25 protein-coding genes are annotated in these 23,963 nt (G+C 70.4%); 18 read left to right on the forward strand and 7 right to left on the reverse strand.

Features of this window, described 5'->3' with window-relative positions; all coding sequences use genetic code 11:
* The first annotated feature begins 44 nt into the window (after window positions 1-44).
* From atpB to GRC12_RS05855, 9 genes are all read left to right on the forward strand, one after another.
* Window positions 45-815, forward strand: coding sequence for a F0F1 ATP synthase subunit A (gene atpB / locus GRC12_RS05815; RefSeq protein ID WP_208778019.1), 771 nt, complete (start codon window positions 45-47; stop codon window positions 813-815).
* A gap of 76 nt (window positions 816-891) precedes the next feature.
* The gene (gene atpE / locus GRC12_RS05820) at window positions 892-1,131 is read left to right on the forward strand and encodes an ATP synthase F0 subunit C (protein WP_190056306.1); all 240 of its coding nucleotides are present in this window, start codon (window positions 892-894) and stop codon (window positions 1,129-1,131) included.
* Window positions 1,132-1,170: 39 nt separating this feature from the next.
* Window positions 1,171-1,719, forward strand: a complete 549-nt coding sequence (locus tag GRC12_RS05825) for a F0F1 ATP synthase subunit B (RefSeq protein WP_133044675.1) — start codon at window positions 1,171-1,173, stop codon at window positions 1,717-1,719.
* Window positions 1,716-2,531, forward strand: a complete 816-nt coding sequence (locus GRC12_RS05830) for a F0F1 ATP synthase subunit delta (RefSeq protein ID WP_208777994.1) — start codon at window positions 1,716-1,718, stop codon at window positions 2,529-2,531. The genes GRC12_RS05825 and GRC12_RS05830 overlap by 4 nt, the downstream gene beginning before the upstream one ends.
* 130 nt (window positions 2,532-2,661) lie before the next feature.
* Entirely contained in the window at window positions 2,662-4,251 is a 1,590-nt protein-coding gene (gene atpA, locus GRC12_RS05835) for a F0F1 ATP synthase subunit alpha (RefSeq protein WP_208777995.1), read from the forward strand.
* Window positions 4,252-4,272: 21 nt separating this feature from the next.
* Window positions 4,273-5,190 (forward strand): F0F1 ATP synthase subunit gamma, encoded by a 918-nt coding sequence (locus tag GRC12_RS05840; protein ID WP_133044678.1) that lies wholly within the window; start codon window positions 4,273-4,275, stop codon window positions 5,188-5,190.
* Window positions 5,190-6,626, forward strand: coding sequence for a F0F1 ATP synthase subunit beta (atpD, locus tag GRC12_RS05845; RefSeq protein WP_208777996.1), 1,437 nt, complete (start codon window positions 5,190-5,192; stop codon window positions 6,624-6,626). Before GRC12_RS05840 ends, atpD begins: the two co-directional genes overlap by 1 nt.
* A 111-nt stretch (window positions 6,627-6,737) precedes the next feature.
* Window positions 6,738-7,112, forward strand: a complete 375-nt coding sequence (locus GRC12_RS05850) for a F0F1 ATP synthase subunit epsilon (protein WP_133044680.1) — start codon at window positions 6,738-6,740, stop codon at window positions 7,110-7,112.
* 151 nt (window positions 7,113-7,263) lie between these two features.
* Window positions 7,264-7,710: a DUF2550 domain-containing protein gene (locus tag GRC12_RS05855; RefSeq protein WP_133044681.1), complete on the forward strand. Its 447-nt coding sequence runs from the start codon at window positions 7,264-7,266 to the stop codon at window positions 7,708-7,710.
* 87 nt (window positions 7,711-7,797) lie between these two features.
* Here the strand turns inward: GRC12_RS05855 and GRC12_RS05860 are convergent, their stop codons facing one another.
* Window positions 7,798-9,624: a glycoside hydrolase family 18 chitinase gene (locus GRC12_RS05860; protein WP_208777997.1), complete on the reverse strand. Its 1,827-nt coding sequence runs from the start codon at window positions 9,622-9,624 to the stop codon at window positions 7,798-7,800.
* A gap of 182 nt (window positions 9,625-9,806) precedes the next feature.
* Here GRC12_RS05860 and GRC12_RS05865 point away from each other — a divergent pair, with 182 nt between their 5' ends.
* The 4 genes from GRC12_RS05865 to GRC12_RS05880 are packed head-to-tail and all read left to right on the forward strand — an operon-like array spanning window position 9,807 to window position 12,607.
* Window positions 9,807-10,496, forward strand: coding sequence for a response regulator transcription factor (locus GRC12_RS05865; protein ID WP_208777998.1), 690 nt, complete (start codon window positions 9,807-9,809; stop codon window positions 10,494-10,496).
* The gene (locus GRC12_RS05870) at window positions 10,493-11,956 is read left to right on the forward strand and encodes a sensor histidine kinase (RefSeq protein ID WP_208777999.1); all 1,464 of its coding nucleotides are present in this window, start codon (window positions 10,493-10,495) and stop codon (window positions 11,954-11,956) included. The genes GRC12_RS05865 and GRC12_RS05870 overlap by 4 nt, the downstream gene beginning before the upstream one ends.
* A 52-nt stretch (window positions 11,957-12,008) precedes the next feature.
* A complete protein-coding gene (locus GRC12_RS05875) occupies window positions 12,009-12,410 on the forward strand; it encodes a hypothetical protein (protein ID WP_208778000.1) in 402 nt (133 codons plus the stop codon).
* Complete coding sequence (locus GRC12_RS05880; RefSeq protein WP_208778001.1) at window positions 12,380-12,607, forward strand: hypothetical protein; 228 nt, start codon at window positions 12,380-12,382, stop codon at window positions 12,605-12,607. Before GRC12_RS05875 ends, GRC12_RS05880 begins: the two co-directional genes overlap by 31 nt.
* 19 nt (window positions 12,608-12,626) lie before the next feature.
* Here the strand turns inward: GRC12_RS05880 and GRC12_RS05885 are convergent, their stop codons facing one another.
* Window positions 12,627-13,199 (reverse strand): cob(I)yrinic acid a,c-diamide adenosyltransferase, encoded by a 573-nt coding sequence (locus tag GRC12_RS05885; RefSeq protein ID WP_208778002.1) that lies wholly within the window; start codon window positions 13,197-13,199, stop codon window positions 12,627-12,629.
* A 364-nt stretch (window positions 13,200-13,563) separates the two neighbouring features.
* On the opposite strand from GRC12_RS05885, the gene GRC12_RS05890 reads away from it, so the two are divergent.
* From GRC12_RS05890 to GRC12_RS05900, 3 genes are all read left to right on the forward strand, one after another.
* Window positions 13,564-14,412, forward strand: a complete 849-nt coding sequence (locus GRC12_RS05890) for a 3-hydroxyacyl-CoA dehydrogenase family protein (RefSeq protein ID WP_208778003.1) — start codon at window positions 13,564-13,566, stop codon at window positions 14,410-14,412.
* A 186-nt stretch (window positions 14,413-14,598) separates the two neighbouring features.
* Window positions 14,599-14,922, forward strand: a complete 324-nt coding sequence (locus GRC12_RS05895; RefSeq protein ID WP_133044688.1) for an STAS domain-containing protein — start codon at window positions 14,599-14,601, stop codon at window positions 14,920-14,922.
* Window positions 14,923-15,174: 252 nt separating this feature from the next.
* Entirely contained in the window at window positions 15,175-17,709 is a 2,535-nt protein-coding gene (locus tag GRC12_RS05900) for an ATP-binding protein (RefSeq protein ID WP_208778004.1), read from the forward strand.
* Window positions 17,710-17,789: 80 nt separating this feature from the next.
* Here GRC12_RS05900 and nucS read toward each other — a convergent pair whose 3' ends face one another.
* Window positions 17,790-18,461, reverse strand: coding sequence for an endonuclease NucS (gene nucS, locus GRC12_RS05905; RefSeq protein WP_133044690.1), 672 nt, complete (start codon window positions 18,459-18,461; stop codon window positions 17,790-17,792).
* Between the two features lie 256 nt (window positions 18,462-18,717).
* On the opposite strand from nucS, the gene GRC12_RS05910 reads away from it, so the two are divergent.
* Window positions 18,718-19,110, forward strand: a complete 393-nt coding sequence (locus GRC12_RS05910; protein WP_208778005.1) for an SCO5389 family protein — start codon at window positions 18,718-18,720, stop codon at window positions 19,108-19,110.
* A gap of 88 nt (window positions 19,111-19,198) precedes the next feature.
* Here the strand turns inward: GRC12_RS05910 and GRC12_RS05915 are convergent, their stop codons facing one another.
* Entirely contained in the window at window positions 19,199-20,227 is a 1,029-nt protein-coding gene (locus tag GRC12_RS05915) for an LLM class flavin-dependent oxidoreductase (RefSeq protein WP_208778006.1), read from the reverse strand.
* Window positions 20,228-20,449: 222 nt separating this feature from the next.
* On the opposite strand from GRC12_RS05915, the gene GRC12_RS05920 reads away from it, so the two are divergent.
* Entirely contained in the window at window positions 20,450-20,791 is a 342-nt protein-coding gene (locus tag GRC12_RS05920; RefSeq protein WP_208778007.1) for an ATP/GTP-binding protein, read from the forward strand.
* 16 nt (window positions 20,792-20,807) lie between these two features.
* On the opposite strand, the gene GRC12_RS05925 is transcribed toward GRC12_RS05920, so the two are convergent.
* The 3 genes from GRC12_RS05925 to GRC12_RS05935 all read right to left on the reverse strand — a co-directional run bounded on the left by GRC12_RS05925 (window position 20,808) and on the right by GRC12_RS05935 (window position 23,961).
* Window positions 20,808-21,683 carry an ABC transporter permease gene (locus GRC12_RS05925; protein WP_208778008.1) on the reverse strand — a complete coding sequence of 292 codons (876 nt, stop codon included), beginning with the start codon at window positions 21,681-21,683 and terminating at the stop codon, window positions 20,808-20,810.
* Window positions 21,680-23,044, reverse strand: coding sequence for an ABC transporter ATP-binding protein (locus tag GRC12_RS05930; protein WP_208778009.1), 1,365 nt, complete (start codon window positions 23,042-23,044; stop codon window positions 21,680-21,682). The genes GRC12_RS05925 and GRC12_RS05930 overlap by 4 nt, the downstream gene beginning before the upstream one ends.
* 146 nt (window positions 23,045-23,190) lie before the next feature.
* The gene (locus tag GRC12_RS05935) at window positions 23,191-23,961 is read right to left on the reverse strand and encodes an ABC transporter permease (protein WP_208778010.1); all 771 of its coding nucleotides are present in this window, start codon (window positions 23,959-23,961) and stop codon (window positions 23,191-23,193) included.
* Window positions 23,962-23,963: the final 2 nt, after the last annotated feature.

A 23,963-nucleotide genomic window follows, 5' to 3' on the forward strand; every position in this document is an offset into this window, starting at 1 on the left:
GTGCTGACCAGACCCAGCTCGCCTTTGACTGGAGTTGTCGGATCATGTCCGACAACGGGTGTGGCTTCCCGGCTCCGGGCCTGCACTCGTTCCTGTTCAAGCCCCTGTTCACGGTGGGCGGGTTCGAGTTCAACAAGGTGATGCTGCTCGCCCTGCTCACCACCGCGGTCGTCGTGATCTTCTTCTCGGCGGCCTTCGGCAAGGCCAAGGTGATCCCGGGCAAGCTCCAGATGGTCGGCGAGGCCGGTTACGACTTCGTCCGCCGCGGCATCGTCTACGAGACCCTCGGCAAGCGCGACGGTGAGAAGTACGTCCCGCTGATGGTCTCCCTGTTCTTCTTCATCTGGATCGCGAACATCTGGTCGGTGATCCCGCTGGCCCAGTTCCCGGTCTCGTCGATCATCGCCTACCCGGCCGTGCTCGCCGCGGTCGTGTACCTGACCTGGCTGCCGCTGACCTTCAAGAAGCACGGCTTCGCCGGCGGCTTCAAGAACATCACCGGTTACGACGCCTCGCTCGGCGCGGTGCTGCCGCTCGTGGTCGTCATCGAGTTCTTCTCGAACATCATCGTCCGCCCGTTCACGCACGCGGTCCGACTCTTCGCCAACATGTTCGCCGGTCACCTGCTGCTGGTGATGTTCACCGTCGCCAGCTGGTACCTGCTCAACAGCTGGCTCGTCGCCGGCGCCGCGGTCTCCTTCGTGATGACCATCGTGATGGTGATGTTCGAACTCTTCGTCCAGGCCGTCCAGGCGTACGTGTTCGTGCTGCTGGCCTGCTCCTACGTTCAGGGCGCTCTCGCCGAGCACCACTGAGCACCGTCCGCACCACCCCCACCAGTCGTCCGGTGGCCAACCCCCACCGGTCCGTAAAAGAGAAGGAAGAAACGGCATGTCCGCTGCCATCGACCTCGCCGCCGGCGTCTCCGGTTCCCTCGGCTCCATCGGTTACGGCCTCGCGGCCATCGGCCCCGGCATCGGTATCGGCATCATCTTCGGTAACGGCACCCAGGCCCTGGCCCGTCAGCCCGAGGCGGCCGGTCTGATCCGCGCCAACCAGATCCTGGGCTTCGCCTTCTGTGAGGCGCTCGCCCTCATCGGCATCGTTATGCCGTTCGTGTTCGGCAAGTAAGACCTCTTACTCCGACACGTATCGACGAAAGGCACTGATGTGATCGCCAACCTGGTTCAGCTGGCGGCCGAGGAGAAGGAGAACCCCCTCGTCCCGCCGGGCCCCGAACTGCTCGTCGGCGCCATCGCCTTCGCCATCGTGTTCTTCTTCTTCTGGAAGAAGCTGCTCCCGAACATCAACAAGGTTCTGGAGGAGCGCCGCGAGGCGATCGAGGGTGGCATCGAGAAGGCCGAGGCGGCTCAGGTCGAGGCCCAGAGCGTCCTCGAGCAGTACAAGGCCCAGCTCGCCGAGGCCCGGCACGAGGCCGCGCGTCTGCGCCAGGAGGCGCAGGAGCAGGGTGCCGCCCTCATCGCCGAGATGCGCGCCGAGGGCCAGCGGCAGCGTGAGGAGATCGTCGCCGCCGGTCACGCGCAGATCGAGGCCGACCGCAAGGCCGCCGCGTCCGCGCTCCGGCAGGACGTCGGCCACCTCGCGACCGAACTGGCCGGCAAGCTCGTCGGCGAGTCCCTCGAGGACCACGCCCGCCAGAGCCGTGTCATCGACCGCTTCCTCGACGAACTCGAGGAGAAGGCCGAGGCCACCCGATGAACGGAGCGAGCCGCGAGGCCCTGGCAGCCGCACGCGAGCGTCTCGACGCGCTGACGGACTCCACGTCCGTCGACGCGGGCACGCTCGCCGACGAGCTGGCCGCCGTCACCGCGCTGCTCGACCGCGAGGTCGGCTTGCGTCGGGTCCTGACCGACCCGGCGCAGGCCGCTGAGGCCAAGGCCCAGCTGGCCGAGCGCCTGCTCGGCGGGCAGGTCGGCGGCCCGGCCGTCGACCTCGTCTCCGGCATGGTGCGCTCCCGCTGGTCGCAGTCCCGCGACCTGGTGGACGCCCTGGAGGAGCTGGCCGACACCGCCGACCTCACCGCCGCGCAGAAGTCGGGTTCGCTCGACGACGTCGAGGACGAGCTGTTCCGCTTCGGGCGGATCGTCTCCTCCAACACCGAGCTGCGCGCCGCGCTGACCGACCGCGCCGCGACCACCGCCGCCAAGGTCGAGCTGCTGCACCGGCTGCTCGGCGGCCGGGCCGCGCAGGTGACCGAGCGTCTGGTGACGCGCCTTGTGACCGCGCCGCGGGGACGTAGCCTGGAGTCGGGACTGGAGTCCCTGTCCAAGCTCGCCGCCGAGCGCCGGGAGCGCCTGGTCGCCGTGGTCACCTCGGCGGTGCCGCTGAGCGACACACAGAAGCAGCGCCTGGGCGCGGCTCTGGCGAAGCTCTACGGCCACACGATGCACCTCAACATCGACGTGGACCCCGAGGTCGTCGGCGGCATCCGGGTGCAGGTCGGCGACGAGGTGATCAACGGCTCGATCGCGGACCGCATCGAGGACGCCGGCCGCCGCCTGGCGGGCTGAGCAGCAACTTCATAAGCAGTACCGCAGTACGTACCTACGGCCCGGTTGGGCCGTGCAGAGGATTCCTGGGGGTCGCCCCCAGACCCCCAAGTTGAAACTTCGGGCCCAACAAGGAGAGCAGGGAACCCAGATGGCGGAGCTCACGATCCGGCCGGAGGAGATCCGGGACGCGCTGGAGAACTTCGTCCAGTCGTACAAGCCGGACGCGGCCTCGCGCGAGGAGGTCGGTACGGTCACCCTTGCCGGCGACGGCATCGCGAAGGTCGAGGGTCTGCCCTCGGCCATGGCCAACGAACTGCTGAAGTTCGAGGACGGCACCCTCGGCCTCGCGCTGAACCTGGAAGAGCGCGAGATCGGCGCCATCGTCCTCGGTGAGTTCAGCGGCATCGAGGAGGGTCAGCCGGTGCAGCGCACCGGTGAGGTGCTCTCCGTGGCCGTCGGCGAGGGCTACCTCGGCCGCGTGGTCGACCCGCTCGGCAACCCGATCGACGGCCTCGGCGAGATCGAGACGTCCGGCCGCCGCGCGCTGGAGCTGCAGGCCCCCACGGTCATGCAGCGCAAGTCGGTGCACGAGCCGATGGAGACCGGCTACAAGGCCGTCGACGCGATGACCCCGATCGGCCGCGGTCAGCGTCAGCTCATCATCGGCGACCGTCAGACCGGCAAGACCGCCCTGGCCGTCGACACGATCATCAACCAGCGCGACAACTGGCGCACCGGCGACCCGAACAAGCAGGTCCGCTGCATCTACGTCGCCATCGGCCAGAAGGGCTCCACCATCGCGTCGGTCCGCCGCGCGCTGGAGGAGAACGGCGCGCTGGAGTACACGACCATCGTCGCCGCCCCGGCGTCCGACCCGGCCGGCTTCAAGTACCTGGCGCCGTACACCGGTTCGGCCATCGGCCAGCAGTGGATGTACGAGGGCAAGCACGTCCTCATCATCTTCGACGACCTCTCGAAGCAGGCCGACGCCTACCGCGCCGTGTCCCTGCTGCTGCGCCGCCCGCCGGGCCGCGAGGCCTACCCGGGTGACGTCTTCTACCTGCACTCCCGTCTGCTGGAGCGCTGCGCGAAGCTCTCCGACGACATGGGCAAGGGCTCGATGACGGGTCTGCCGATCGTCGAGACGAAGGCCAACGACGTCTCGGCGTTCATCCCGACCAACGTCATCTCCATCACCGACGGCCAGTGCTTCCTGGAGTCGGACCTGTTCAACGCCGGTCAGCGCCCCGCGCTGAACGTCGGTATCTCCGTCTCCCGAGTCGGTGGTTCCGCGCAGCACAAGGCGATGAAGCAGGTCTCCGGCCGTCTGCGCGTCGACCTCGCCCAGTTCCGTGAGCTGGAGGCCTTCGCCGCCTTCGGTTCCGACCTGGACGCCGCGTCGAAGGCGCAGCTGGAGCGCGGTCAGCGCATGGTCGAGCTGCTGAAGCAGGCCCAGTACCAGCCGATGTCGACCGAGGACCAGGTCGTCTCGGTGTGGGCCGGCACCACCGGCAAGATGGACGACGTCCCGGTGGGCGACATCCGCCGCTTCGAGAAGGAGCTGCTCGAGTACCTGCACCGCAAGGAGCAGGGCCTCATGACCTCCATCAAGGAGGGCGGCAAGATGTCGGACGACACCCTCACCGCCGTCGCCGACGCGATCGCCGAGTTCAAGAAGCAGTTCGAGACCTCGGACGGCAAGCTTCTCGGCGAGGACGCCCCGGCCGCCGCCAAGTGACGTAAGGAAGGGACCTGACTCATGGGAGCCCAGCTCCGGGTCTACAAGCGTCGCATCCGATCCGTCACCGCGACCAAGAAGATCACCAAGGCGATGGAGATGATCGCCGCCTCGCGCGTCGTCAAGGCGCAGCGCAAGGTGGCGGCCTCCACGCCGTACGCGCGGGAACTGACGCGCGCGGTCACGGCGGTCGGTACCGGCTCGAACACCAAGCACCCGCTGACCACGCAGGCCGAGACGGTCACGCGGTCCGCGGTGCTGCTCCTGACGAGCGACCGCGGTCTCGCCGGCGCCTTCAACTCCAACGCCATCAAGACGGCGGAGCAGCTCACCGAGCGGCTGGAGCGCGAGGGCCAGGAGGTCGAGATCTACATCGTCGGCCGCCGTGGTGTCGCCCACTACAACTTCCGTGAGCGCAAGATCGCGGAGTCGTGGACGGGCTTCACCGACGAGCCGACGTACGCGGACGCCAAGAAGGTCGCGGCCCCGCTGATCGAGGCCATCGAGAAGGACACGGCCGAGGGCGGCGTGGACGAACTCCACATCGTCTTCACCGAGTTCGTCTCGATGATGACGCAGACGGCCCTCGACGACCGTCTGCTGCCGCTCAGCCTCGAAGAGGTGGCGAAGGAGGCCGCCCCGCAGGGCGAGATCCTCCCGCTGTACGACTTCGAGCCCTCGGCGGAGGACGTCCTCGACGCCCTGCTGCCGCGCTACGTGGAGAGCCGTATCTACAACGCGCTGCTCCAGTCGGCCGCTTCCAAGCACGCCGCCACCCGGCGCGCGATGAAGTCGGCGACCGACAACGCGGGCGAGCTCATCGAGACGCTCTCCCGGCTTGCCAACGCGGCCCGCCAGGCCGAAATCACCCAGGAAATCAGCGAGATCGTCGGTGGCGCGAGCGCCCTGGCCGACGCGACCGCGGGGAGTGACCGCTAATGACCACCACTGTTGAGACCGCGACGGCTACGGGCCGCGTCGCCCGGGTCATCGGCCCGGTCGTCGACGTGGAGTTCCCCGTCGACGCGATGCCGGACATCTACAACGCCCTGCACGTCGAGGTGGCCGACCCGGCCAACGCCGGCGAGAAGAAGACGCTGACGCTCGAGGTCGCCCAGCACCTCGGCGACGGCCTCTGCCGCACCATCTCCATGCAGCCCACCGACGGTCTGGTCCGCCAGGCCCCGGTGACCGACACGGGCTCCTCCATCTCCGTGCCGGTCGGCGACTTCACCAAGGGCAAGGTGTTCAACACCCTCGGTGAGGTGCTCAACGTCGACGAGACCTACGACGGCGAGCGCTGGCCGATCCACCGCAAGGCCCCGAACTTCGACGAGCTCGAGTCGAAGACCGAGATGTTCGAGACCGGCGTCAAGGTCATCGACCTGCTGACCCCGTACGTCAAGGGCGGCAAGATCGGTCTGTTCGGCGGTGCCGGCGTCGGCAAGACGGTGCTCATCCAGGAGATGATCTACCGCGTCGCCAACAACCACGACGGTGTCTCCGTGTTCGCCGGTGTCGGTGAGCGCACCCGTGAGGGCAACGACCTCATCGAGGAGATGACCGACTCGGGCGTCATCGACAAGACCGCGCTGGTCTTCGGTCAGATGGACGAGCCCCCGGGCACCCGTCTGCGCGTCGCGCTGGCCGGCCTGACCATGGCCGAGTACTTCCGTGACGTCCAGAAGCAGGACGTGCTGTTCTTCATCGACAACATCTTCCGCTTCACGCAGGCCGGCTCCGAGGTCTCCACCCTGCTCGGCCGTATGCCCTCCGCGGTGGGTTACCAGCCGAACCTGGCCGACGAGATGGGTCTCCTCCAGGAGCGCATCACCTCGACCCGCGGTCACTCGATCACCTCGATGCAGGCGATCTACGTCCCCGCGGACGACCTGACCGACCCGGCCCCGGCCACCACCTTCGCCCACCTCGACGCGACCACGGTTCTGTCCCGTCCGATCTCCGAGAAGGGCATCTACCCGGCCGTGGACCCGCTGGACTCCACGTCCCGCATCCTGGACCCGCGCTACATCGCGCAGGACCACTACGACGCCGCCATGCGCGTCAAGACGATCCTGCAGAAGTACAAGGACCTCCAGGACATCATCGCGATCCTCGGTATCGACGAGCTCGGCGAGGAGGACAAGCTCGTCGTCCACCGGGCCCGTCGCGTGGAGCGCTTCCTGTCCCAGAACACCCACGTCGCCAAGCAGTTCACCGGCGTCGACGGGTCGGACGTCCCGCTGGACGAGTCGATCGCGGCCTTCAACGCGATCTGCGACGGCGAGTACGACCACTTCCCGGAGCAGGCGTTCTTCATGTGCGGTGGCATCGAGGACCTCAAGGCCAACGCCAAGGAGCTGGGCGTCTCCTGAACTCCCTGAGTTCACCTGAGGGGGCGGGTGCGTCCCGCCCCCTCTTTCACGCCCACTAGACTTGTAACCAACACCCGGCCGAACCGCCGGGTGGTGACCCGAGGAGCCACCTTGGCTGCTGAGCTGCACGTCGCGCTGGTCGCGGCCGACCGAGAGGTCTGGTCCGGCGAGGCCACCCTGGTCGTCGCGCGCACCACGTCCGGCGACATCGGCGTCATGCCCGGTCACCAGCCGCTGCTCGGTGTGCTGGAGTCGGGCCCGGTGACCATCCGTACGAGTGAAGGTGGAACGGTCGTCGCCGCGGTGCACGGCGGTTTCATCTCGTTCGCGGACAACAAGCTGTCGCTGCTGGCCGAGATCGCCGAGCTGTCGGACGAGATCGACGTCCAGCGCGTGGAGCGGGAGCTGGAGCGCGCGAAGGCGGAGGGCGACGCCGCCGCCGAGCGCCGCGCGGACGTACGACTGCGTGCGGCGGCGACGAGCTGACCCCGCTCGGAGCCGTATGACGTCACTCAGCCGCGATCGGAACCGGAGCAATCCGGAGCCGGTCGCGGCTGAGGCAGATATGGATGATTTTTCCGTTCCGTGACCTAAAGCAAGCCGTGTTCGGTACTAGGAGACGAGGAGGTCGGTGTCGATGGTCCTCGCTCTGACTGTGTGCGGAGTCGTCGTGGCCCTGGTGGTGCTGGGGCTGTTCGTCTTCGGGCTGCGCCGCAGACTGATCCAGCGCTCCGGGGGCACCTTCGACTGTTCGCTGCGCTGGGACGTCCCCGAGAAACCCGACGCCAGCGGAAAAGGCTGGAGCTACGGTGTCGCCCGCTACAACGGCGACCGCATCGAGTGGTATCGCGTCTTCTCCTACGCCTACCGTCCCCGCCGTCTCCTGGAGCGCGCCGCCATCGAGGTCGCCGGCCGCCGTCTCCCCGAGGGCGAGGAGGAACTGGCCCTTCTCTCCGACGCCGTCGTGCTCACCTGTCTGCACCGGGGCACCCGCCTCGAACTCGCCATGAGCGAGGACGCGTTGACCGGTTTCCTGGCCTGGCTGGAGGCGGCGCCCCCCGGGCAACGGGTGAATGTCGCCTGATTCCCTGACGCGCACGCGGGGGGAGCACAACGAGCCGCCGCGGACGGGCTCGTGGACCGTCCGCGGCGGGGTGGGGTGGGTCGAGGGTCAGCCGAGGCCGCTGTTGATGGCGCTCACCAGCTCTCCGTTGCTGGTGTCGCCGCTGAACTCCCAGAAGAACGCGCCGCCCAGGCCCTGGGACTTGGCCCAGCTCATCTTCCCGGCGATCGTCGACGGGGTGTCGTAGGACCACCAGTTGCTGCCGCAGTGGGCGTACGCCGTGCCGGCGACGGTACCGGTGACCGGGCAGGAGGACTTGAGGACCTTGTAGTCCTCGATGCCCTGCTCGTACGTCCCCGCCGCGGCCCCCGTGGCGGTGCCGCCGGGCGCGTCCTGGGTGACGCCCGTCCAGCCGCGGCCGTAGAAGCCGATGCCGATGAGCAGCTTCGAGGCGGGGACCCCGATCGCCTTGTACTTGGCGATCGCGTCGGCCGTGGTGAACCCGGCCTTCGGGATGCCGGAGTACGAGGTGAGCGGGGAGTGCGGGGCCGTCGGGCCCTGAGCGTCCCACGCGCCGAAGAAGTCGTACGTCATCACGTTGTACCAGTTGACGTAGTTCGCGGCGCCCGCGTAGTCGGCGGCCTCGATCTTGCCGCCGGCCGAGCCGTCGGCGGTGACGGCCGCGGTGACCAGCTTGCTCGTGCCGAACTTGGCGCGCAGCGCGGCCAGCACGTTCTTGAAGGCCGCCGCCCCGCTGGTGTCGCAGGACAGGCCGCAGGCGTTCGGGTACTCCCAGTCGATGTCGATGCCGTCGAACACGTCAGCCCAGCGCGGGTCGTTGACGAGGTTGTAGCAGGAGGCGGCGAACGCGGCGGGGTTGGCCGCGGCCTGGGCGAAGCCGCCGGACCAGGTCCAGCCGCCGAAGGACCACAGCACCTTGATGTTCGGGTACTTGGCCTTCAGCTCGCGCAGCTGGTTGAAGTTGCCGCGCAGCGGCTGGTCCCAGGTGTCGGCGACCCCGCTGACGGACTGGTCGGCGGTGAACGCCTTGTCGTAGTCGGCGTACGAGTCGCCGATCGCGCACTGCCCGTTGGTCACGTTGCCGAAGGCGTAGTTGATGTGCGTGATCTTCGCGGCCGAGCCCGACGTCACCAGGTTCTTGACGTTGTAGTTGCGGCCGTAGATGCCCCACTCGGTGAAGTAGCCGAGCCTGACCTTGTCGCCGGTGGTCGGGGGAGTGGTCGTACCGCCCGTGGTGTGGACGGCGACCGCGCCGCTGGCCGGCCCTGTCTGGTTCGCGGTGTCGCGGGCCTGGACGGTGTAGGAGTAGTCGTTGCCAGCGGCGAGGCCGGTGTCGGTGTAGCTGGTGGCGGTGACGGTGGAGACGACCTTGCCGTCGCGCAGAACGTCGTAGTTCTTGACGCCCTTGTCGTCGGTGGCCGCGCTCCAGCTCAGCTTCACCGAGGTGTCGGTGATCGAGGACGCCGTCGGGGTGCCGGGCGCGGAGGGCGGGTTGTCGCCGGGGACGGTCGTACCGCCGTCACAACTTCCGCCGTTCAGCGTGCAGTTGCTCGGCGAGCCGGAGCCGGTGCCGTTGAAGCCGAAGGAGACGGAGGCGCCGGGGGCGAGGGTGCCGTTGTAGGACTTGTTCTTGGCGGTCCAGTGGGTGCCGGAGCTGGTGACGTCGGCGTCCCAGGCCGAGGTGACCGAGGTGCCGGAGGGGAAGTCCCAGGCGATCGTCCAGGAACTGATGGACGTGGAACCGGTGTTGGTGACCGTCCACTTGCCCTCGAAGCCGGTGCCCCAGTCCTGGGTCTTGGCGTAGGTGGCCGTCGCGGTGCTCGCGGCCTGGGCGGGGCTCGCGAGGCCGACCAGTCCGGCCAGCGGGAGCAACAGGGTCGCGAACCCGGCCGCGGCTCTGTGTCTGAAGCGCATGTCGCGCCTCCTTAGGGGGAGTTGGGGCGTGACTGAGCCTTCACACCCACGGTGCCGCGAGAATAGAAAGGTCTGGACCACGGGTCAATAGGTCTGGACCACTCTCGGTCATCTCTGCACCACCGCTGCCGCGCGCCCCGCGCAGGCCCGTACGCTGACCGGCGGTGGGCGAGGAGGGGTGTATGACCGAGGAACGTTCCGGGGCCGTGCTGGTCGTGGACGACGACGCGGCCATCCGGCGCTCCCTGGAACGCGGGCTCAGGCTGAGCGGATTCCGGGTCCGCACGGCGGACGGCGGCCGGGAGGCGCTGGCCACGGTCCGCGAGGCACCGCCCGACGTCCTCGTCCTCGACGTGTCGATGCCCGGCATGAGCGGCATCGAGGTGTGCGAACGGCTCCGCGCGGACGGGCTGGACCTGCCCGTGCTGATGCTCTCCGCGCTCGACGAGACCGCCGACCGTATCGCCGGGCTCCAGGCGGGCGGCGACGACTACCTGGTGAAGCCGTTCGCGCTGCAGGAACTGGTGCTGCGGCTGCACGCACTGCTGCGCCGCCGGCCGCCCGCGGGGGAAGTGCTCCGGGTCGCCGGTCTGGTGATCGATCCGGGCGCCCGCACCGCCGAACGCGACGGGCGGCCACTGGAGCTGACCCGCCGCGAGTTCGAGCTCCTGGAGGTGCTCGCCCGCAACGCCGGGCTCGTCCTCACCCGCGACCAGCTGCTGGAACGGGTGTGGGGCTACGACTTCGACGTGCGCACCGACGCCGTCGACACCTTCGTCAGCTATCTCCGGCGCAAGCTGGAGGCAGACGGCCGGCCCCGGCTGGTGCACACCGTGCGCGGCGTCGGCTTCGTGCTGAGGGACGAACCGTGAGGCTCTCCACCCGTATCGGACTCGCGGTCGGCGCCACCGTGCCGCTGCTCGTCCTTGCCTCCGGCTGGCTGCTGCTCCGGCTGGTGAACCACGATCTGCACAGCGCCGAGGACGACCATCTGCGCGCGCGTGCCACCGCCGTCGCCCCCGACGCCCGCGCCCTGCTGCGGGCCACCGCCAACAACCGCCCCAAGGCGGCCGACACCCGCGAACGGCGGCTGTTCAGCGCCGCCCTCGACGTCGGCGTACGCGTCACCGGCCCGGACGGCACCTTCAGCGGCGGTCCGCAGCCCGACGCCTCGGTGCCGTTGCCCGAGGGCACGAAGGGTCCCGTCACCGTGCGGGACGGCGCCGAGAGCTGGCGTGCGCTGTCCCGGACGATCACCACCCCGCGCGGCTCGGGCACCCTCTGGGTCTTCTCGCCCAACGCCGCCGACCAGGCGCAACTCCGCCTGGTCCGGCGCCGGGTGGCCGTCACGACCCTGCTCGCCGTTCCCCTCTCCGGCCTGCTCGCCTGGGCGGTCGCCACCGGCGCGACCGGCCCGCTGCGGCGCCTGGGCCGTCGTACCGCCGGACTCGACCCGCGCACCAGCACCGCCCGGCTCTCCGACGAGCCGAGCGGGGTCACCGAGGTCGACGAACTCGCGGCAACCCTGCGCACGGTCCTCGCCCGCTACGACGAACAGGCCGCCCGCACCGCCGAGGCGCTGGACACCGCCCGCTCCTTCTCCTCGGCCGCCGCGCACGAACTGCGCACCCCGCTGATGAGCATGGGCACCAACCTCGACATCCTCGCCGCCCATCCCGACCTGCCCGAACCCGACCGCACCGAGGTCCTCGCCGACCTGCGCACCGAGCACGCCCGGCTGCTGAACCTGCTGGTCATGCTGCGCGAGCTGGGCCGCGGCGACCTGGTGGAGGCGGAGGCCTTCAGGGCCGTGGACGTCTGCGAGGCGGCCGACGCCGCGGTCGCCGAGGCCCGGCGGCGCGCCCCGGACGCCCCGATCACGCTCGCCGCGGAACCCGGGGCGACGGTGCACGGCTGGGAACCGGGCCTGCGCCTGCTGCTGGACAACCTGCTGGCCAACGCCCTGGCCCACGGACGGGACGCGACAGGCCGGGCGACGGTGACGGTCGGGGTGCGGCGCGCGGGCGACCAGGTCGTCGTCACCGTCGACGACCCCGGCCCCGGAGTGCCTGCCGAGGCCCGCGCCCGGATCTTCGAGCGCTTCCGGCGCGGGCCCGCCAGCTCCGGCTCCGGGCTCGGTCTGACCCTCGTCGCCCAGCAGGCGGCCCTGCACGGCGGGAGCGTCACGGTCGAGGACGGCCCCTCGGGCGCGGGCGCCCGCTTCGAAGTGCGGCTGCCGTCCAGCGGTGGCCCGCTGCCCGCGCACCGCGACTGGCTGATCGACACAGCCGGGACAAACCGGTCACAGAGTTTCCCCAAAGACGCTCCCTAGCCTCCCCGGCGGACGGACGGACGAAGGGACCGTCCGCGGAACGGAGGCTGAGATGTACGTACGACGACGCCGGCGCACGGTCCTCACCGGGGCGGCCGTGGCGGCGATCCTGGCGGGGACCACCGGAGCGGCCGTCGCCGAGAGCACCCCCGCGCCTTCCGCCACGCCGACCGGTGACGGCGCGCGGGCCCTGTGCAAGCGGGCCCCGAAGATCGACCACCGGATCGACCGGGTCCTGAAGCGGCTGAACGCGAGCGCCGGGCAACGCGGCTCGATCGCCCGGCTGCAGCAGCGGGTGGACAACGCGAAGAGCGCCGGGCACTCCGAGATCGCCACCTACCTCCAGGACCGGCTGACCTTCCGCAAGTCGCTGGTGACGACACTGGAGCAGCGCCAGAAGGACCTGGCCGAGGTGGAGAGCTGGTGCAAGGACCACAACGGCGGCGCGAGCTGATGCGGCTGGGACTCGCGGCCGCCGCGGTCGCACTCCTCGCGGGGCTCACCACGGCCTGTGCGCACGACGACGGCTCGACCGGCACGCCGCAGAAGGCCGCCGCCACTCCTTCCGGCTACGCGGAGATGCAGCAGAAGGTCTCGGCCGCCGAGTCCGCCCTGGCCCGGGCCGACAAGGACGCGGCACAGGACCACTGAGAGAGGGGAGCGCCCCGGCTCAGCGCTCCCCGCCGGGCACCCACAGCACGTCTCCCGTCTCCTTGTTCGCCGTGCGCGCCAGGATGAAGAGGAGGTCGGAGAGGCGGTTGAGGTAGGTCGCGGTGAGGGGGTTCATCGCATCGGCGTGGGCCTCCAGGGCCGCCCAGGTGGAGCGCTCGGCCCGGCGTACGACCGTGCAGGCATGGTGGAGCAGGGCCGCGCCGGGGGTGCCGCCCGGGAGGATGAAGGAGCGCAGCTTCTCCAGCCGCTCGTTGAAGCGGTCGCAGTCCGCCTCGAGCGTGTCGATGTAGAACTGCTCCACCCGCAGCGGCGGGAACTCGGGGTTCTCCACCACGGGCGTCGACAGGTCCGCACCCACGTCGAACAGGTCGTTCTGGACGCGGGTGAGGACCTTGACGACCTCCTCCTCCAGACCGCCCAGCGCGATCGCCGTGCCGATCACCGCGTTCGCCTCGTTGGCGTCGGCGTACGCGGCGATGCGCAGATCGGTCTTGGCGACCCGGCTCATGTCACCGAGGTTGGTGGTGCCCTTGTCGCCGGTCTTCGTGTAGATGCGCGTCAGATTGACCATGCGGCCAGCGTAATTACGCTCCGCCCGTCCGGAACACACCTGTGCCCACCGTCACGGCGAGCACCGGGAGACCGACGGCCACCAGCGCGTCATCGGGGACGACGACCGATGCCGCATCTGATCGCCGGTCAGCCGGGCCGGGCGCACAGCACCGTGATGGGCGTCATCGGCCGTGAGGAGCTGTTGAGTCAGAAGGTGCTCAACTACGCCGTCCGGGGCGCGGAATGACCCCTGCCGGTGTGATGTCCGTCAGATGAGGCGTGACGCGCATTACTAACCCGTCACACAGCCGGTCATCGGCGCTAGGGTCCGCCGGAGAGGCAACCTGAACAGGGTTCAAGGCGTTTCAAAGGGGAGTCGCACAGTGGCACGGAAGCTTGCCGTCATCGGTGCCGGCCTGATGGGTTCCGGTATCGCCCAGGTCTCCGCGCAGGCGGGCTGGGACGTCGTCCTACGCGACGTCACCGACGAGGCACTGGACCGTGCCGTCGGCGGCATCCAGGCGTCGTACGACAAGTTCGTCGGCAAGGGCAAGCTCGAGGCGCACGACGCCGACGCCGCCCTCGCCCGGATCACCACGACCACCGACCTGGACGCCGCCGCGGACGCCGACGTCGTGGTAGAAGCGGTCTTCGAGAAGCTGGAGGTGAAGCACGAGATCTTCCGTACGCTCGACAAGATCGTCCGCCCGGACACCGTGCTCGCCTCCAACACCTCCGCGATCCCGATCACCAAGATCGCGGCGGCCACCGAACGCCCCGAGCGGGTCGTCGGCGTCCACTTCTTCTCGCCGGTGCCGATGATGCAGCTCGTCGAGCTGGTCCGCGGCTACAAGACGAGCGACGAAACCCTCGCCACCGCGCGGGAGTTCGCCGAGTCCGTCGGAAAGACCTGCATCGTCGTCAACCGCGACGTGGCGGGCTTCGTGACCACCCGTCTCATCTCGGCGCTGGTCGTCGAGGCCACCAAGCTGTACGAATCCGGCGTGGCGAGCGCCGAGGACATCGACCTCGCCTGCAAGCTGGGCTTCGGCCACGCGATGGGCCCGCTGGCCACGGCGGACCTGACCGGGGTCGACATCCTGCTGCACGCCACCAGCAACATCTACACCGAGTCGCAGGACGAGAAGTTCGCGCCGCCGGAGCTGATGCGCCGGATGGTTGACGCCGGTGACATCGGACGCAAGAGCGGGCAGGGCTTCTACACGTACTGACACTCCGGTACGTCCAGCCACGGAAACCGCACGGCCACTGAAACCGCACAAGCCCCGGGAGTCTCACTCCTGGGGGTGAATTCGGTATCGGTTCGCTTACAGACGGCAACCACTTCGCCGCTGAAGCAGTCAGACGATGCACAGCCACCGTCATGGAGTACGCCACCGCACTCACGGGGAGCGCATATGTACATCAGGGGCGACCACGCCGAGCTGGTCGTCGGGGGCCGCCTCGACGTCCGCAGCGCGGCGGACGCCCGTACGGTCCTGCACTCGGCCGTCGACGACGGAGTCGGCGACCTGGTGCTCGATCTGTCCGAACTGGACTCCTGGGACGCCACCGGACTCGGGGTGATCATGGGCGTCCACCGACGGGCCGGCCGCTGCGGCCGGCGCCTGGTGCTGCGCGAGGTGCCCCCGCAGATGCAGCGCCTGCTGGTGGCCACCCGGCTGCACCGGATCCTGGCGATCGAGGGCGGCATCGGGGTGGAGTCACTGCCCCGGGTGTGACGGCTGACCCGTGGGGGCAACCGGACGCTACGGTTCCGAAATCGCGCGACACGTGCAATCCTCACCGGACTGTGACGTCTCGGGCGGCGCGGTACCCCGGGCTGTCGGAGATACTGTGCGAAGGTTTAGGGTTCGGTCGCCCGCCACCCCGAGAACCCTCGAGCGGGCACCGGACCAGAAGCGACAGCGAGGTGTGCGGCAAGGCCGGGAGGGGCTGTATCGGCACACGAGCGCTTTTGGGGGGCTTGACCTATGGACCCGAACAACCGGGGACCCGAGGAGTACGGCCATGACGGCGACGGCGGTTCGCCGCGCCCGCGCCCGCCCAGGGACTCCCTCACATCCGACTTCGGACAGACTGCGCCGGCGCTCGCGCGCACGGTGCAGCTGGTCACCGGCGACTATCTGCTCACCGTCAACCCCGTCGACGGCAGCGAGATAGAGAGCTGCCCGCCCGGGGAACGCCCGGGCCGGCCCGAGAAGCTCACCCCGGCCGAGCGCGCCGAGGTGGCCCGTGCCGCCAAGGCACCCGTCCCGCCCGGACCGGCCCTGCCCGTGCTGCCGCTGCTGGAGCGCCAGGACGACCGCGAGCGCCTGGTCCGCCTGCTCGCCCGCGGCCGCTCGGTACGCCTCACCGGCCCGGCCGGCTCCGGCCGCACCGCCCTGCTCGACCTGGTCGCCGAGGACTGCTCGGACCTCGCCCCCGACGGCGTGGTCCGCCTCAGCGGCTTCCACCGCACCGCCGACGAACTGCTCCACGACCTCTTCTACAGCGTCTACAACGCGCCCCTGCACCGCCCGGGACGGGACGAACTGCTCGGATACGTCCGCGACATCGGCGCGGTCGTGGTCCTGGACGACATCGAGTTCGGCGGCGCCGCCCTCGACGAGCTGCTCGACGCGACGCCCGAGTGTGCCTTCCTGATCGGCGCCACACCCGACGTGCCCGCCCCGTCCGCCGACGCGGTCGTCGAGGAGGTCTTCCTCGGCGGTCTCGAGCGCGCGGGCGGCGTGGACATCATCGAGCGCACCGTCGGCCGGGCGCTCACCGAGGAGGAGGCCAACTGGGCCGGCGACCTCTGGTTCGAGTCCGAAGGCCTGCCGCTGCGCTTCGTCCAGGCAGGCGCCCTGCTGCGCCAGCGCGACCAGCAGCGGGCCGGCGCGAGCGCCGTCGACGAGTTCGGCGTCTTCGCCGACGCGCTGCCCGTCGACGCGCCCTTCGAGTCTCCCTTCGGCGTCGAGGAGAGCGACGACCTGCCGCTGCCCTCGCTCGGCGAGGCCGCCGCGCCCGCGCCGCTGCTCGCCTCGCGGCTCAGCGACTCGGCCCGCGCCACCCTGCGGTTCGCCGTGGCGCTCGGCGGCGAGATCCCGCACCAGGCCCACCTGCCCGCCCTCGTCGGCGACACCCACGCGGACGCGGCCCTCGGCGAACTGGCCTCCTGCGGACTCGTCTCGCCGGTCGGCTCCCGCTACCGCCTGGCGGCCGGTGTGCTGCAGCAGCTGGAGGCCGCCGGGTACGGCGACGACATCGAGGCCCGCGCGCTGACCGCCGCCCAGCACTACGCCTGGTGGGCCGGGCATCCCTCGGTCACCCCGGAGCGCGTGTGCGCCGAGGCCGACGCCCTGCTCGCCGCCCTCTCGGTCCTGGTGCCGACGACGACCCCGCCCGGAGAGGGCGAGGAGGCCGTCACCGTCCAGCTGGCCCGTACGGCCGCGCCCGCCTTCGCGGCCGGGCTGCACTGGAGCGCCTGGGACCGCGCCCTGCGGTCCGGCACGGAGGCCGCCCGGCTGGCCGGCGAGGTCGCCGAACAGGCCTACTTCCACCATGAGCTGGGCGTCCTCGCGATCTGCGGCGGGGACTTCGAGCGGGCCCGCACCGAGCTGGAGACCTCCCTCGGGCTGCGCGGCGCGATATCCGACAAGCGCGGCACGGTGGCCGGCCGCCGCGCCCTCGCCCTGGTCGCCGACCGGACCGGCACGGCGCCGGGGTTCGTGGCGACGGCGGGGGAGGAGGTGCCGGACGCACGCTACGAGGAGTCCCAGTCGCCGCCGGGCGGGGTGCCGGCCGCCTTCGGGGCGGTCGCGGCCCTGCCGCCGCCGACCGGCGAGACCTCGACGATCGTCGTCAACCGCGCGGCGCCGGGCCCGGGGACACCGCCCAAGGCCCACCGCGCCGGCATCCGCGGGCTCGCCCGGCGCAACCTCGTCGCGGCGGGCGCCGGCGCGCTGCTGGTGGCGGTGCTCGGCACGGTGGTGACGCTGGGCGCGACCTCCAACAACGACGCCAACAACCCCTCCGACAAGGTAGGCGTCAACCCGTCCGCCAGTCAGGGCGTGGACGACGGCTCCCTGGGCGCGGACACCCCGAAGAACGGCAAGGGCTCCGGCGACACGGGTACGGCGACGAGCCGCCCGAGCGACCCGGGCCCCGACGGCACGTACGGCACCTCGGACGACCCGACCCCGCCGTCCTACGGCAACACCCCCTCGGACAAGCCGAGCGGGACGAGGGGGTCGGGGGGCGGTTCGACGTCGTCGCCTTCGCACTCGACGTCTCCGAGGCCGTCGACATCGACCTCGACCAGCTCCACGCCGTCCCACTCGTCGACTCCGACCCCGACACCCACGCCGTCCGACTCGTCGACGTCCCAGCCGCCGTCGGACAGTCCGACCACCTCCACCTCAGCCAGCGGCCCCGCCTCCAGCGCGCCCGCTTCGTCGAGCGCCCCGGCCGGCACGACCAGCGGTACGGGCACGCCGAGCGGTTCCGCGGGCTCGGTGATCTGAGGCCGGGACACCACACCGAGGGGGGCCGGGTTCGTACGGACGAACCCGGCCCCCCTCGGCCGTGGAAGAAGAGCCCTCTGTCAGAACAACCGCAGCTTGTCGTCCTCGATGCCCCGGAGGGCGTCGTAGTCCAGGACCGCGCAGCCGATGCCGCGGTCCGTCGCGAGGACGCGGGCCTGGGGCTTGATCTCCTGGGCCGCGAAGATGCCGCGGACGGGGGCGAGATGGGGATCGCGGTTCAACAGCTCGAGGTAGCGCGTGAGCTGCTCCACGCCGTCGATCTCACCGCGCCGCTTGATCTCGACGGCCACGGTCTGGCCCTCGGAGTCCCGGCACAGGATGTCGACCGGGCCGATCGCGGTCATGTACTCGCGGCGGATGAGGGTGTAGCCGTCGCCCAGGGTCTCTATGCGGTCGGCGAGCAGTTCCTGAAGGTGTGCTTCCACGCCGTCCTTGATCAGGCCGGGATCCACGCCCAGTTCGTGCGAGGAGTCGTGGAGGATCTCCTCCATCGTGATGATCAGCTTCTCGCCCGCCTTGTTGACGACGGTCCACACGCCTTCCTCCTCGCCGCTGCCCTCCTTCAGCGTGCAGGGCGGAGACATCCAGTTCAGGGGCTTGTACGCACGGTCGTCCGCGTGGATCGAGACGCTGCCGTCCGCCTTCACCAGGATCAGGCGGGGCGCCGAGGGGAGATGGGCGGTGAGCCGGCCCGCGTAGTCGACGGAGCATCGGGCAATGACGAGACGCATGGTCGGCAACGCTACTCGACGGGTGCCTGTGCACGCGATTCGCCCCAGAACTCCCGGGTCAACCCCTGTTCATTTATGGCCGATTGTGTGCCCAAAGAGACCGCCCCATGTACGCATTCTGCTGGTGCCGTCACCGTCCGTTGCATACCGTAGTGAACGGGAGGTCGCGATGCGTATACAGCGCGTGTTCGAAGTCGCGGACTCCCTTATCTGTCCGGCAACCCCTGTCAAGCACGGGGGTGCGAGAGGAGAACCCATGTCGCTCGACGTCTCACCGGCCCTACTCGAACAGGCCGAGCGAGGCGAGGTCGACGAAGCAGCTTTCGTCGACTGCGTCCGGACCTCCCTGCCCTACGCATGGGAGATGATCAGCTCCCTGGTGGCCCAGCTGAAGGTGGACGGTGGACAGTTCGCCGACAACCAGACGCCCCCGCCGGACGAGCAGGCACGCGGTCAGTTGCTGCGTGCGCTCGCGAGTGACGCGATACGCGGCGCCCTGCAGCGGCACTTCGGTGTGCGGCTGGCCTTCCAGAACTGCCACCGGGTGGCGGTGTTCCCGCTGGACTCGTCCGTCGACGAGACGCTGGCCCGCTTCACCTCGGTGCGCAGCCAGTTGCTCAACCAGTCCCCGGAGTTCCGGGACTGCTGAGCGGCACGTCGCAGGCTTGCCGCTCCATACGCGGGAGGTGCATCAGTACTGGGGCGGCAAGCTCCGTGCAGGACAGCACAGTTCGAGATCAGCCGAGGTGGGGCAGGACTTCGGCGCCCAGCCGCCGTACGTTCTCCTCGGTGGCCGCGAGATCGCCCGAGCCCTCGACCAGCAGGGCGAAGCGGGAGATACCCGTCCGCTCACTGGTCGCCGCGAGCCGGTCGACGCACAACCGCGGGGTGCCCACCGGGTGCAGCCCGCAGAGCAGTTCGGTGTACGCCAGCGGGTCGCGCATCTGCCGGGCCCGCCCGTCCACCGTGACATGGGCCTCGAGCCCCTGCCGCAGCCAGCCCGGCATCGCCTTCGTCAGCGCCTCCACCGCGTCCGTGCGCCGGTCCGCGATCTGGCAGACGCCGGCCGAGACATGGGGCGCGTCCAGGACCCGCTGCGGCGCGTGCCCGGCCGCGCGCGCCGACTGCCGCCACAGCGCGACCATCTCGGCCTTCTCCTCGTCGCCCACGTGCATCCCGAGCAGCATCGGCAGTCCGCGCTCGGCCGCCAGCCGCACACTCGCCGGTGAGGTGCAGGCGACGACCACCTCGGGGCCGGGCTCGTCCGACAGGGACTCCGACGGCCTGGGGACCACGGGCACTTCACGGAAGCTGAAGCGCTCCCCGGCGGCCCCGACCGAGGGTTCGCGCAGCCAGCGCACCAGCAGATCGAGTGATTCCGGGAACCCCTTCTCGTACGCCGCGAGGCCGGAGCCGAAGACCTCCAGATCGACCCACGGGCCGCCGCGCCCCACGCCCAGCGAGAAGCGGCCGCCGGAGGCGATGTGCAGCAGCGCCGCCTGCTCGCCGAGCGCCACCGGGTGGGCGGTGGGCAGCACGCTGACCGCCGTGCCGACCCGGAGCCGGCTGGTGCGGCCCAGCAGCAGAGCCGCCAGGGTGATCGCCGACGGGCAGGTCCCGTACGGCACGAAGTGGTGCTCCGCCAGCCAGACCGAGTCCAGACCGGCCTCCTCGGCGACCTCGGCCGAGCGGATCGCGCGGTGCAGCGCCTCCCCGTGACCCTGGCCCGGGAACTGGGCCGCCAACACGAACGTTCCTACGTGCATTGCCTTTTCCTGCTTCCTTGGCTCCGACGCGGAGCTCCCCCACCCGGCATAACCGTCCGACACGTGCCGAGGACACGGCCTGGCGAAGAGATTTGCGGATTGTCTGCAGAATGGGTGGCCGCAGTGGGGACTTGAGAGGGTTGGTCCCCTACGCGTACCCCTGTCCTGGACCCGTAGGCTGGAGGCGGCCCCAGCTTCCTGTATAGCCCCGTGAGGTGTTCCGTGTCCCCGCGTCGCAACCGACCCAAGGGAGCAGATCCGTCGTCCTCCTCCGGCCGGAGCGCCGAGGACGACCGCCCCGGCCGCTACGGCGGCTGGCAGTCGACGGAGAGCTGGCAGGGCGAGGAGTGGAGCGTGCGCCATGTGGCGGGCGCGAGCGCGCAGGGCAAGACGTACCGCTGCCCGGGCTGTGACCAGGTCATCGCCTCCGGCGTCCCGCACGTGGTGGCCTGGCCGGAGCACGCGGGGGTCGACGACCGGCGGCACTGGCACAAGGCCTGCTGGAACGCGAAGGACCGCCGCACCACGCGGGTGCGGCGGTCCCGTAACGCGCCGAAGTTCTGAGCCGTTCCGGCCCCTGCTAGACGTCGCGCTTCTGCAGCAGGGACACCGCGCCGGCGAAGGCGGCCGCGGTCACGCCCAGGGCGATCCACAACGGGTCCCAGCCGGTGGGGCCGTCGTTGGTGAGGGACGTGGTGTAGAACACGCTCATCTGGCTCGGGATCGAGTAGTTGAACAGGGCGTCGCGCAGTCCGCTCAGGGACTCCGTGAACATGAACAGGGCGAGCACCAGCGGGGCCAGCACGAGGCCGATCATGATGGTGATGGCGCCCGCCGAGTGCCGGATGACGGAGCCGAGGACGAGCGAGATCAGCCCGAGCAGCGCGACGTACAGCGAGATGCCTAGCGTGCCCTTCAGCCACTCCTGGGTGGAGGGGGACCTGGCCCCGCTGAGGATGGAGACGTCCGCGAGGGCGACGAGCAGCACGGACACGAAGGTCACCGAGAAGGCGACGGCGAAGAACACGATGGCCTTCGCCGCGAGCACCCGGCTGCGGGACGGGCAGGCCGTCATCGTCGTCCGGATCATTCCGGTGCCGTACTCGGAGGCGGTGGTCAGCACGCCGAGCGTGATGATGCAGATGCTGCCGAGCAACAGGCCGAACACGCCGAAGGACAGCGGGTTGTCGCCGGCCAGGCTGCCCTCTGAGGCGTTGGCCTCGACCAGCGCGGCGACCAGCAGACCGATCCCGACGACCAGCACGAGGAACACGCCGAGCGTCCACATCGTGGAGCGCACCGACCTGATCTTCGTCCACTCCGAGGCGATCGCGTGCCCGAGGTGGGTGCGCACGACGGGGATCGGCGAGGTGTAACCGCCGTACGGCGAACCGGCCGTGCCACCCTGCCAGTCGGGTACGGCGGCCTGCGGCATCGGGGGCTGCGGGGTACTCATCGTGCGTCCTCGGGCTTGGTCAGGTCGGCGGGAGCGGCGGACGGGGCGGAGGCCGGTGCGGCGTCCTGCGGCGCGGACGGCTGCGCGGCATCCGTCGGCTGGCCGGCGGAGGGCGCCGGACCCGCTGCCGAAGGCTGGGCGGGCGGCTGTGGTGGTGCCGGAGCGGTGGAGGCGGCCGGGGCCTGCTGCGGCGTCTGGGACGACTGAGGCGTCGGCTGGGCATAGGGGTTGGCCTGGCCCGCCGCCGGGGCTCCTGGAGCGCCGTAGGGGCCGGCGGGGGGCTGTCCCGGACCGCCGTAAGGACCCGGCATCGCGAACGGCCGGCCCCCGTGTCCCGGCGGGGGTGGGGCGTACCAGCCGGGCTGGCCCTGGCCGGGGACCGGGACCTGGACCGGGGGCTGGGCGCCGGGCGGGAGGGGCTGCATCAGGCCCTCCTTCTGGTCGATGGTCGAGCGGTAGTCGACGGCGCCCTGCGTCATCCGCATGTACGCCTCCTCCAGCGAGGCCTGATGCGGCGACAGCTCCCACAGCCGTACGTCGGCGTCGTGCGCGATGTCGCTGATGCGGGGGAGCGGCAGTCCCGTGATCCGGAGCGCGCCGTCCTGCTCCGGCAGCACGTGCCCGCCCGCCTCGGTCAGCGCGGACGTCAGCTTCTCGCGCAGCTGCGGCTCGGTGTCCGGCGTCCGCACCCGCGCGAAGTCGGCGGAGTTCGCGGAGATGAAGTCCTTCACGCTCATGTCGGCGAGCAGCTGCCCGCGCCCGATGACGATGAGGTGGTCGGCGGTCAGCGCCATCTCGCTCATCAGGTGCGAGGAGACGAAGACCGTACGGCCCTCCGCGGCGAGCGCCTTCATCAGGTTGCGCACCCACAGGATGCCCTCGGGGTCGAGCCCGTTGACCGGCTCGTCGAAGAGCAGCACCTGCGGGTCGCCGAGCAGCGCGGCGGCGATGCCGAGCCGCTGCCCCATGCCGAGCGAGAAGCCCTTGGACCGCCGCTTCGCCACGTCCTGCAGGCCGACCACGCCGAGCACCTCGTCGACCCGGCGGGCCGGGATGCCGGACAGCTGCGCGAGGCACAGCAGGTGGTTGCGGGCCGAGCGGCCGCCGTGCACGGCCTTGGCGTCCAGCAGCGCGCCCACCTGACGGGGGGCGTTCGGCAGCTTGGGGTACGGGTAGCCGCCGATCGTCACCTGCCCCGCCGTGGGGTTGTCCAGCCCGAGGATCATCCGCATCGTCGTCGACTTGCCGGAGCCGTTGGGCCCCAGGAAGCCGGTGACGGCCCCGGGCCGCACCTGGAAGGACAGGTTGTACACAGCGGTCTTGTCGCCGTACCGCTTGGTCAGGCCGACAGCCTCGATCATGCTCCGCACCCATCGAAAGGTTCAGGACAGCGGGGCACACGCCCCCGTAAGGGTTAGGAGGATATCGAGGCGCTGACGGTTCCGCTCAAGAGGAAGTAAAAGGCCGGCCGCCGACCGGCCGCTTTCGGGCGTTCCGTCGCCCCGGCTCAGGCGTCCCGCCGCTTGAGCAGCACGTACCCGCCGGCGAGCGCGGCCACCACCCACAGCGCCATGATCCCGAGCCCGCCCCAGGGCCCGTACGGCGTGTCGTCGTCGATCCTCGGCACCACCTGCATGATCTTGCTGCCCGCCTGGTCGGGCAGGTACCGGCCGATCTTCTTGGTCGCCGACACGTTCCCCAGGATGTTGGAGATCAGGAAGAAGAACGGCATCAGGATGCCGAGGGACAGCATCGGCGAGCGCAGCATCGCCGCCACGCCCATCGAGAACACCGCGATCAGGGTCATGTAGATCCCGCCGCCGATCACCGCGCGCAGCACGTGCGGGTCGCCGATCGAGGCCCGGTGGGAGCCGAGCATCGCCTGACCGAGGAAGAAGGCGACGAAGCTGGTGACCATGCCGACGGCCAGCGCGAGCCCGGTCGCCACCGCGATCTTGCTGAACAGGAAGGTGCCGCGCTGCGGCACCGCGGCCAGCGAGGTGCGGATCATGCCGGTGCTGTACTCGTTGGAGACGACCAGCACCCCGAACACGATCATCGCGAGCTGACCGAGGGTCATGCCGGCGAAGCTGATGAAGGTCGGGTCGAAGGAGAGCCGGTCCTTCGCGCTCATGTTGTCGAACTCGTTCTTCGACAGTGCCGAGATCAGCATGCCGAGGGCGACGGTGACGACCACCGCGAGGGAGAGCGTCCACACGGTCGAGGCCACCGACCGGATCTTGGTCCACTCGGACCGTACGACCTGGATCGCGGCCATGC

Source organism: Streptomyces griseorubiginosus, from assembly GCF_017614965.1.
Taxonomy (GTDB): Bacteria; Actinomycetota; Actinomycetes; order Streptomycetales; family Streptomycetaceae; genus Streptomyces; species Streptomyces griseorubiginosus_B.

Coding starts and splice junctions, on each gene's coding strand:
- GRC12_RS05915 (WP_208778006.1), bottom strand. CDS start 20,227: ATGCACGTAGGAACGTTCGTGTTGGCGGCCCAGTTCCCGGGCCAGGGT.
- GRC12_RS05830 (WP_208777994.1), top strand. CDS start 1,716: ATGAACGGAGCGAGCCGCGAGGCCCTGGCAGCCGCACGCGAGCGTCTC.
- GRC12_RS05930 (WP_208778009.1), bottom strand. CDS start 23,044: ATGATCGAGGCTGTCGGCCTGACCAAGCGGTACGGCGACAAGACCGCT.
- atpE (WP_190056306.1), top strand. CDS start 892: ATGTCCGCTGCCATCGACCTCGCCGCCGGCGTCTCCGGTTCCCTCGGC.
- GRC12_RS05935 (WP_208778010.1), bottom strand. CDS start 23,961: ATGGCCGCGATCCAGGTCGTACGGTCCGAGTGGACCAAGATCCGGTCG.
- GRC12_RS05860 (WP_208777997.1), bottom strand. CDS start 9,624: ATGCGCTTCAGACACAGAGCCGCGGCCGGGTTCGCGACCCTGTTGCTC.
- GRC12_RS05925 (WP_208778008.1), bottom strand. CDS start 21,683: ATGAGTACCCCGCAGCCCCCGATGCCGCAGGCCGCCGTACCCGACTGG.
- GRC12_RS05895 (WP_133044688.1), top strand. CDS start 14,599: ATGTACATCAGGGGCGACCACGCCGAGCTGGTCGTCGGGGGCCGCCTC.
- GRC12_RS05900 (WP_208778004.1), top strand. CDS start 15,175: ATGGACCCGAACAACCGGGGACCCGAGGAGTACGGCCATGACGGCGAC.
- GRC12_RS05855 (WP_133044681.1), top strand. CDS start 7,264: ATGGTCCTCGCTCTGACTGTGTGCGGAGTCGTCGTGGCCCTGGTGGTG.
- atpD (WP_208777996.1), top strand. CDS start 5,190: ATGACCACCACTGTTGAGACCGCGACGGCTACGGGCCGCGTCGCCCGG.
- GRC12_RS05865 (WP_208777998.1), top strand. CDS start 9,807: ATGACCGAGGAACGTTCCGGGGCCGTGCTGGTCGTGGACGACGACGCG.
- GRC12_RS05840 (WP_133044678.1), top strand. CDS start 4,273: ATGGGAGCCCAGCTCCGGGTCTACAAGCGTCGCATCCGATCCGTCACC.
- GRC12_RS05910 (WP_208778005.1), top strand. CDS start 18,718: ATGTCGCTCGACGTCTCACCGGCCCTACTCGAACAGGCCGAGCGAGGC.
- atpA (WP_208777995.1), top strand. CDS start 2,662: ATGGCGGAGCTCACGATCCGGCCGGAGGAGATCCGGGACGCGCTGGAG.
- GRC12_RS05875 (WP_208778000.1), top strand. CDS start 12,009: ATGTACGTACGACGACGCCGGCGCACGGTCCTCACCGGGGCGGCCGTG.
- atpB (WP_208778019.1), top strand. CDS start 45: ATGTCCGACAACGGGTGTGGCTTCCCGGCTCCGGGCCTGCACTCGTTC.
- nucS (WP_133044690.1), bottom strand. CDS start 18,461: ATGCGTCTCGTCATTGCCCGATGCTCCGTCGACTACGCGGGCCGGCTC.
- GRC12_RS05885 (WP_208778002.1), bottom strand. CDS start 13,199: ATGGTCAATCTGACGCGCATCTACACGAAGACCGGCGACAAGGGCACC.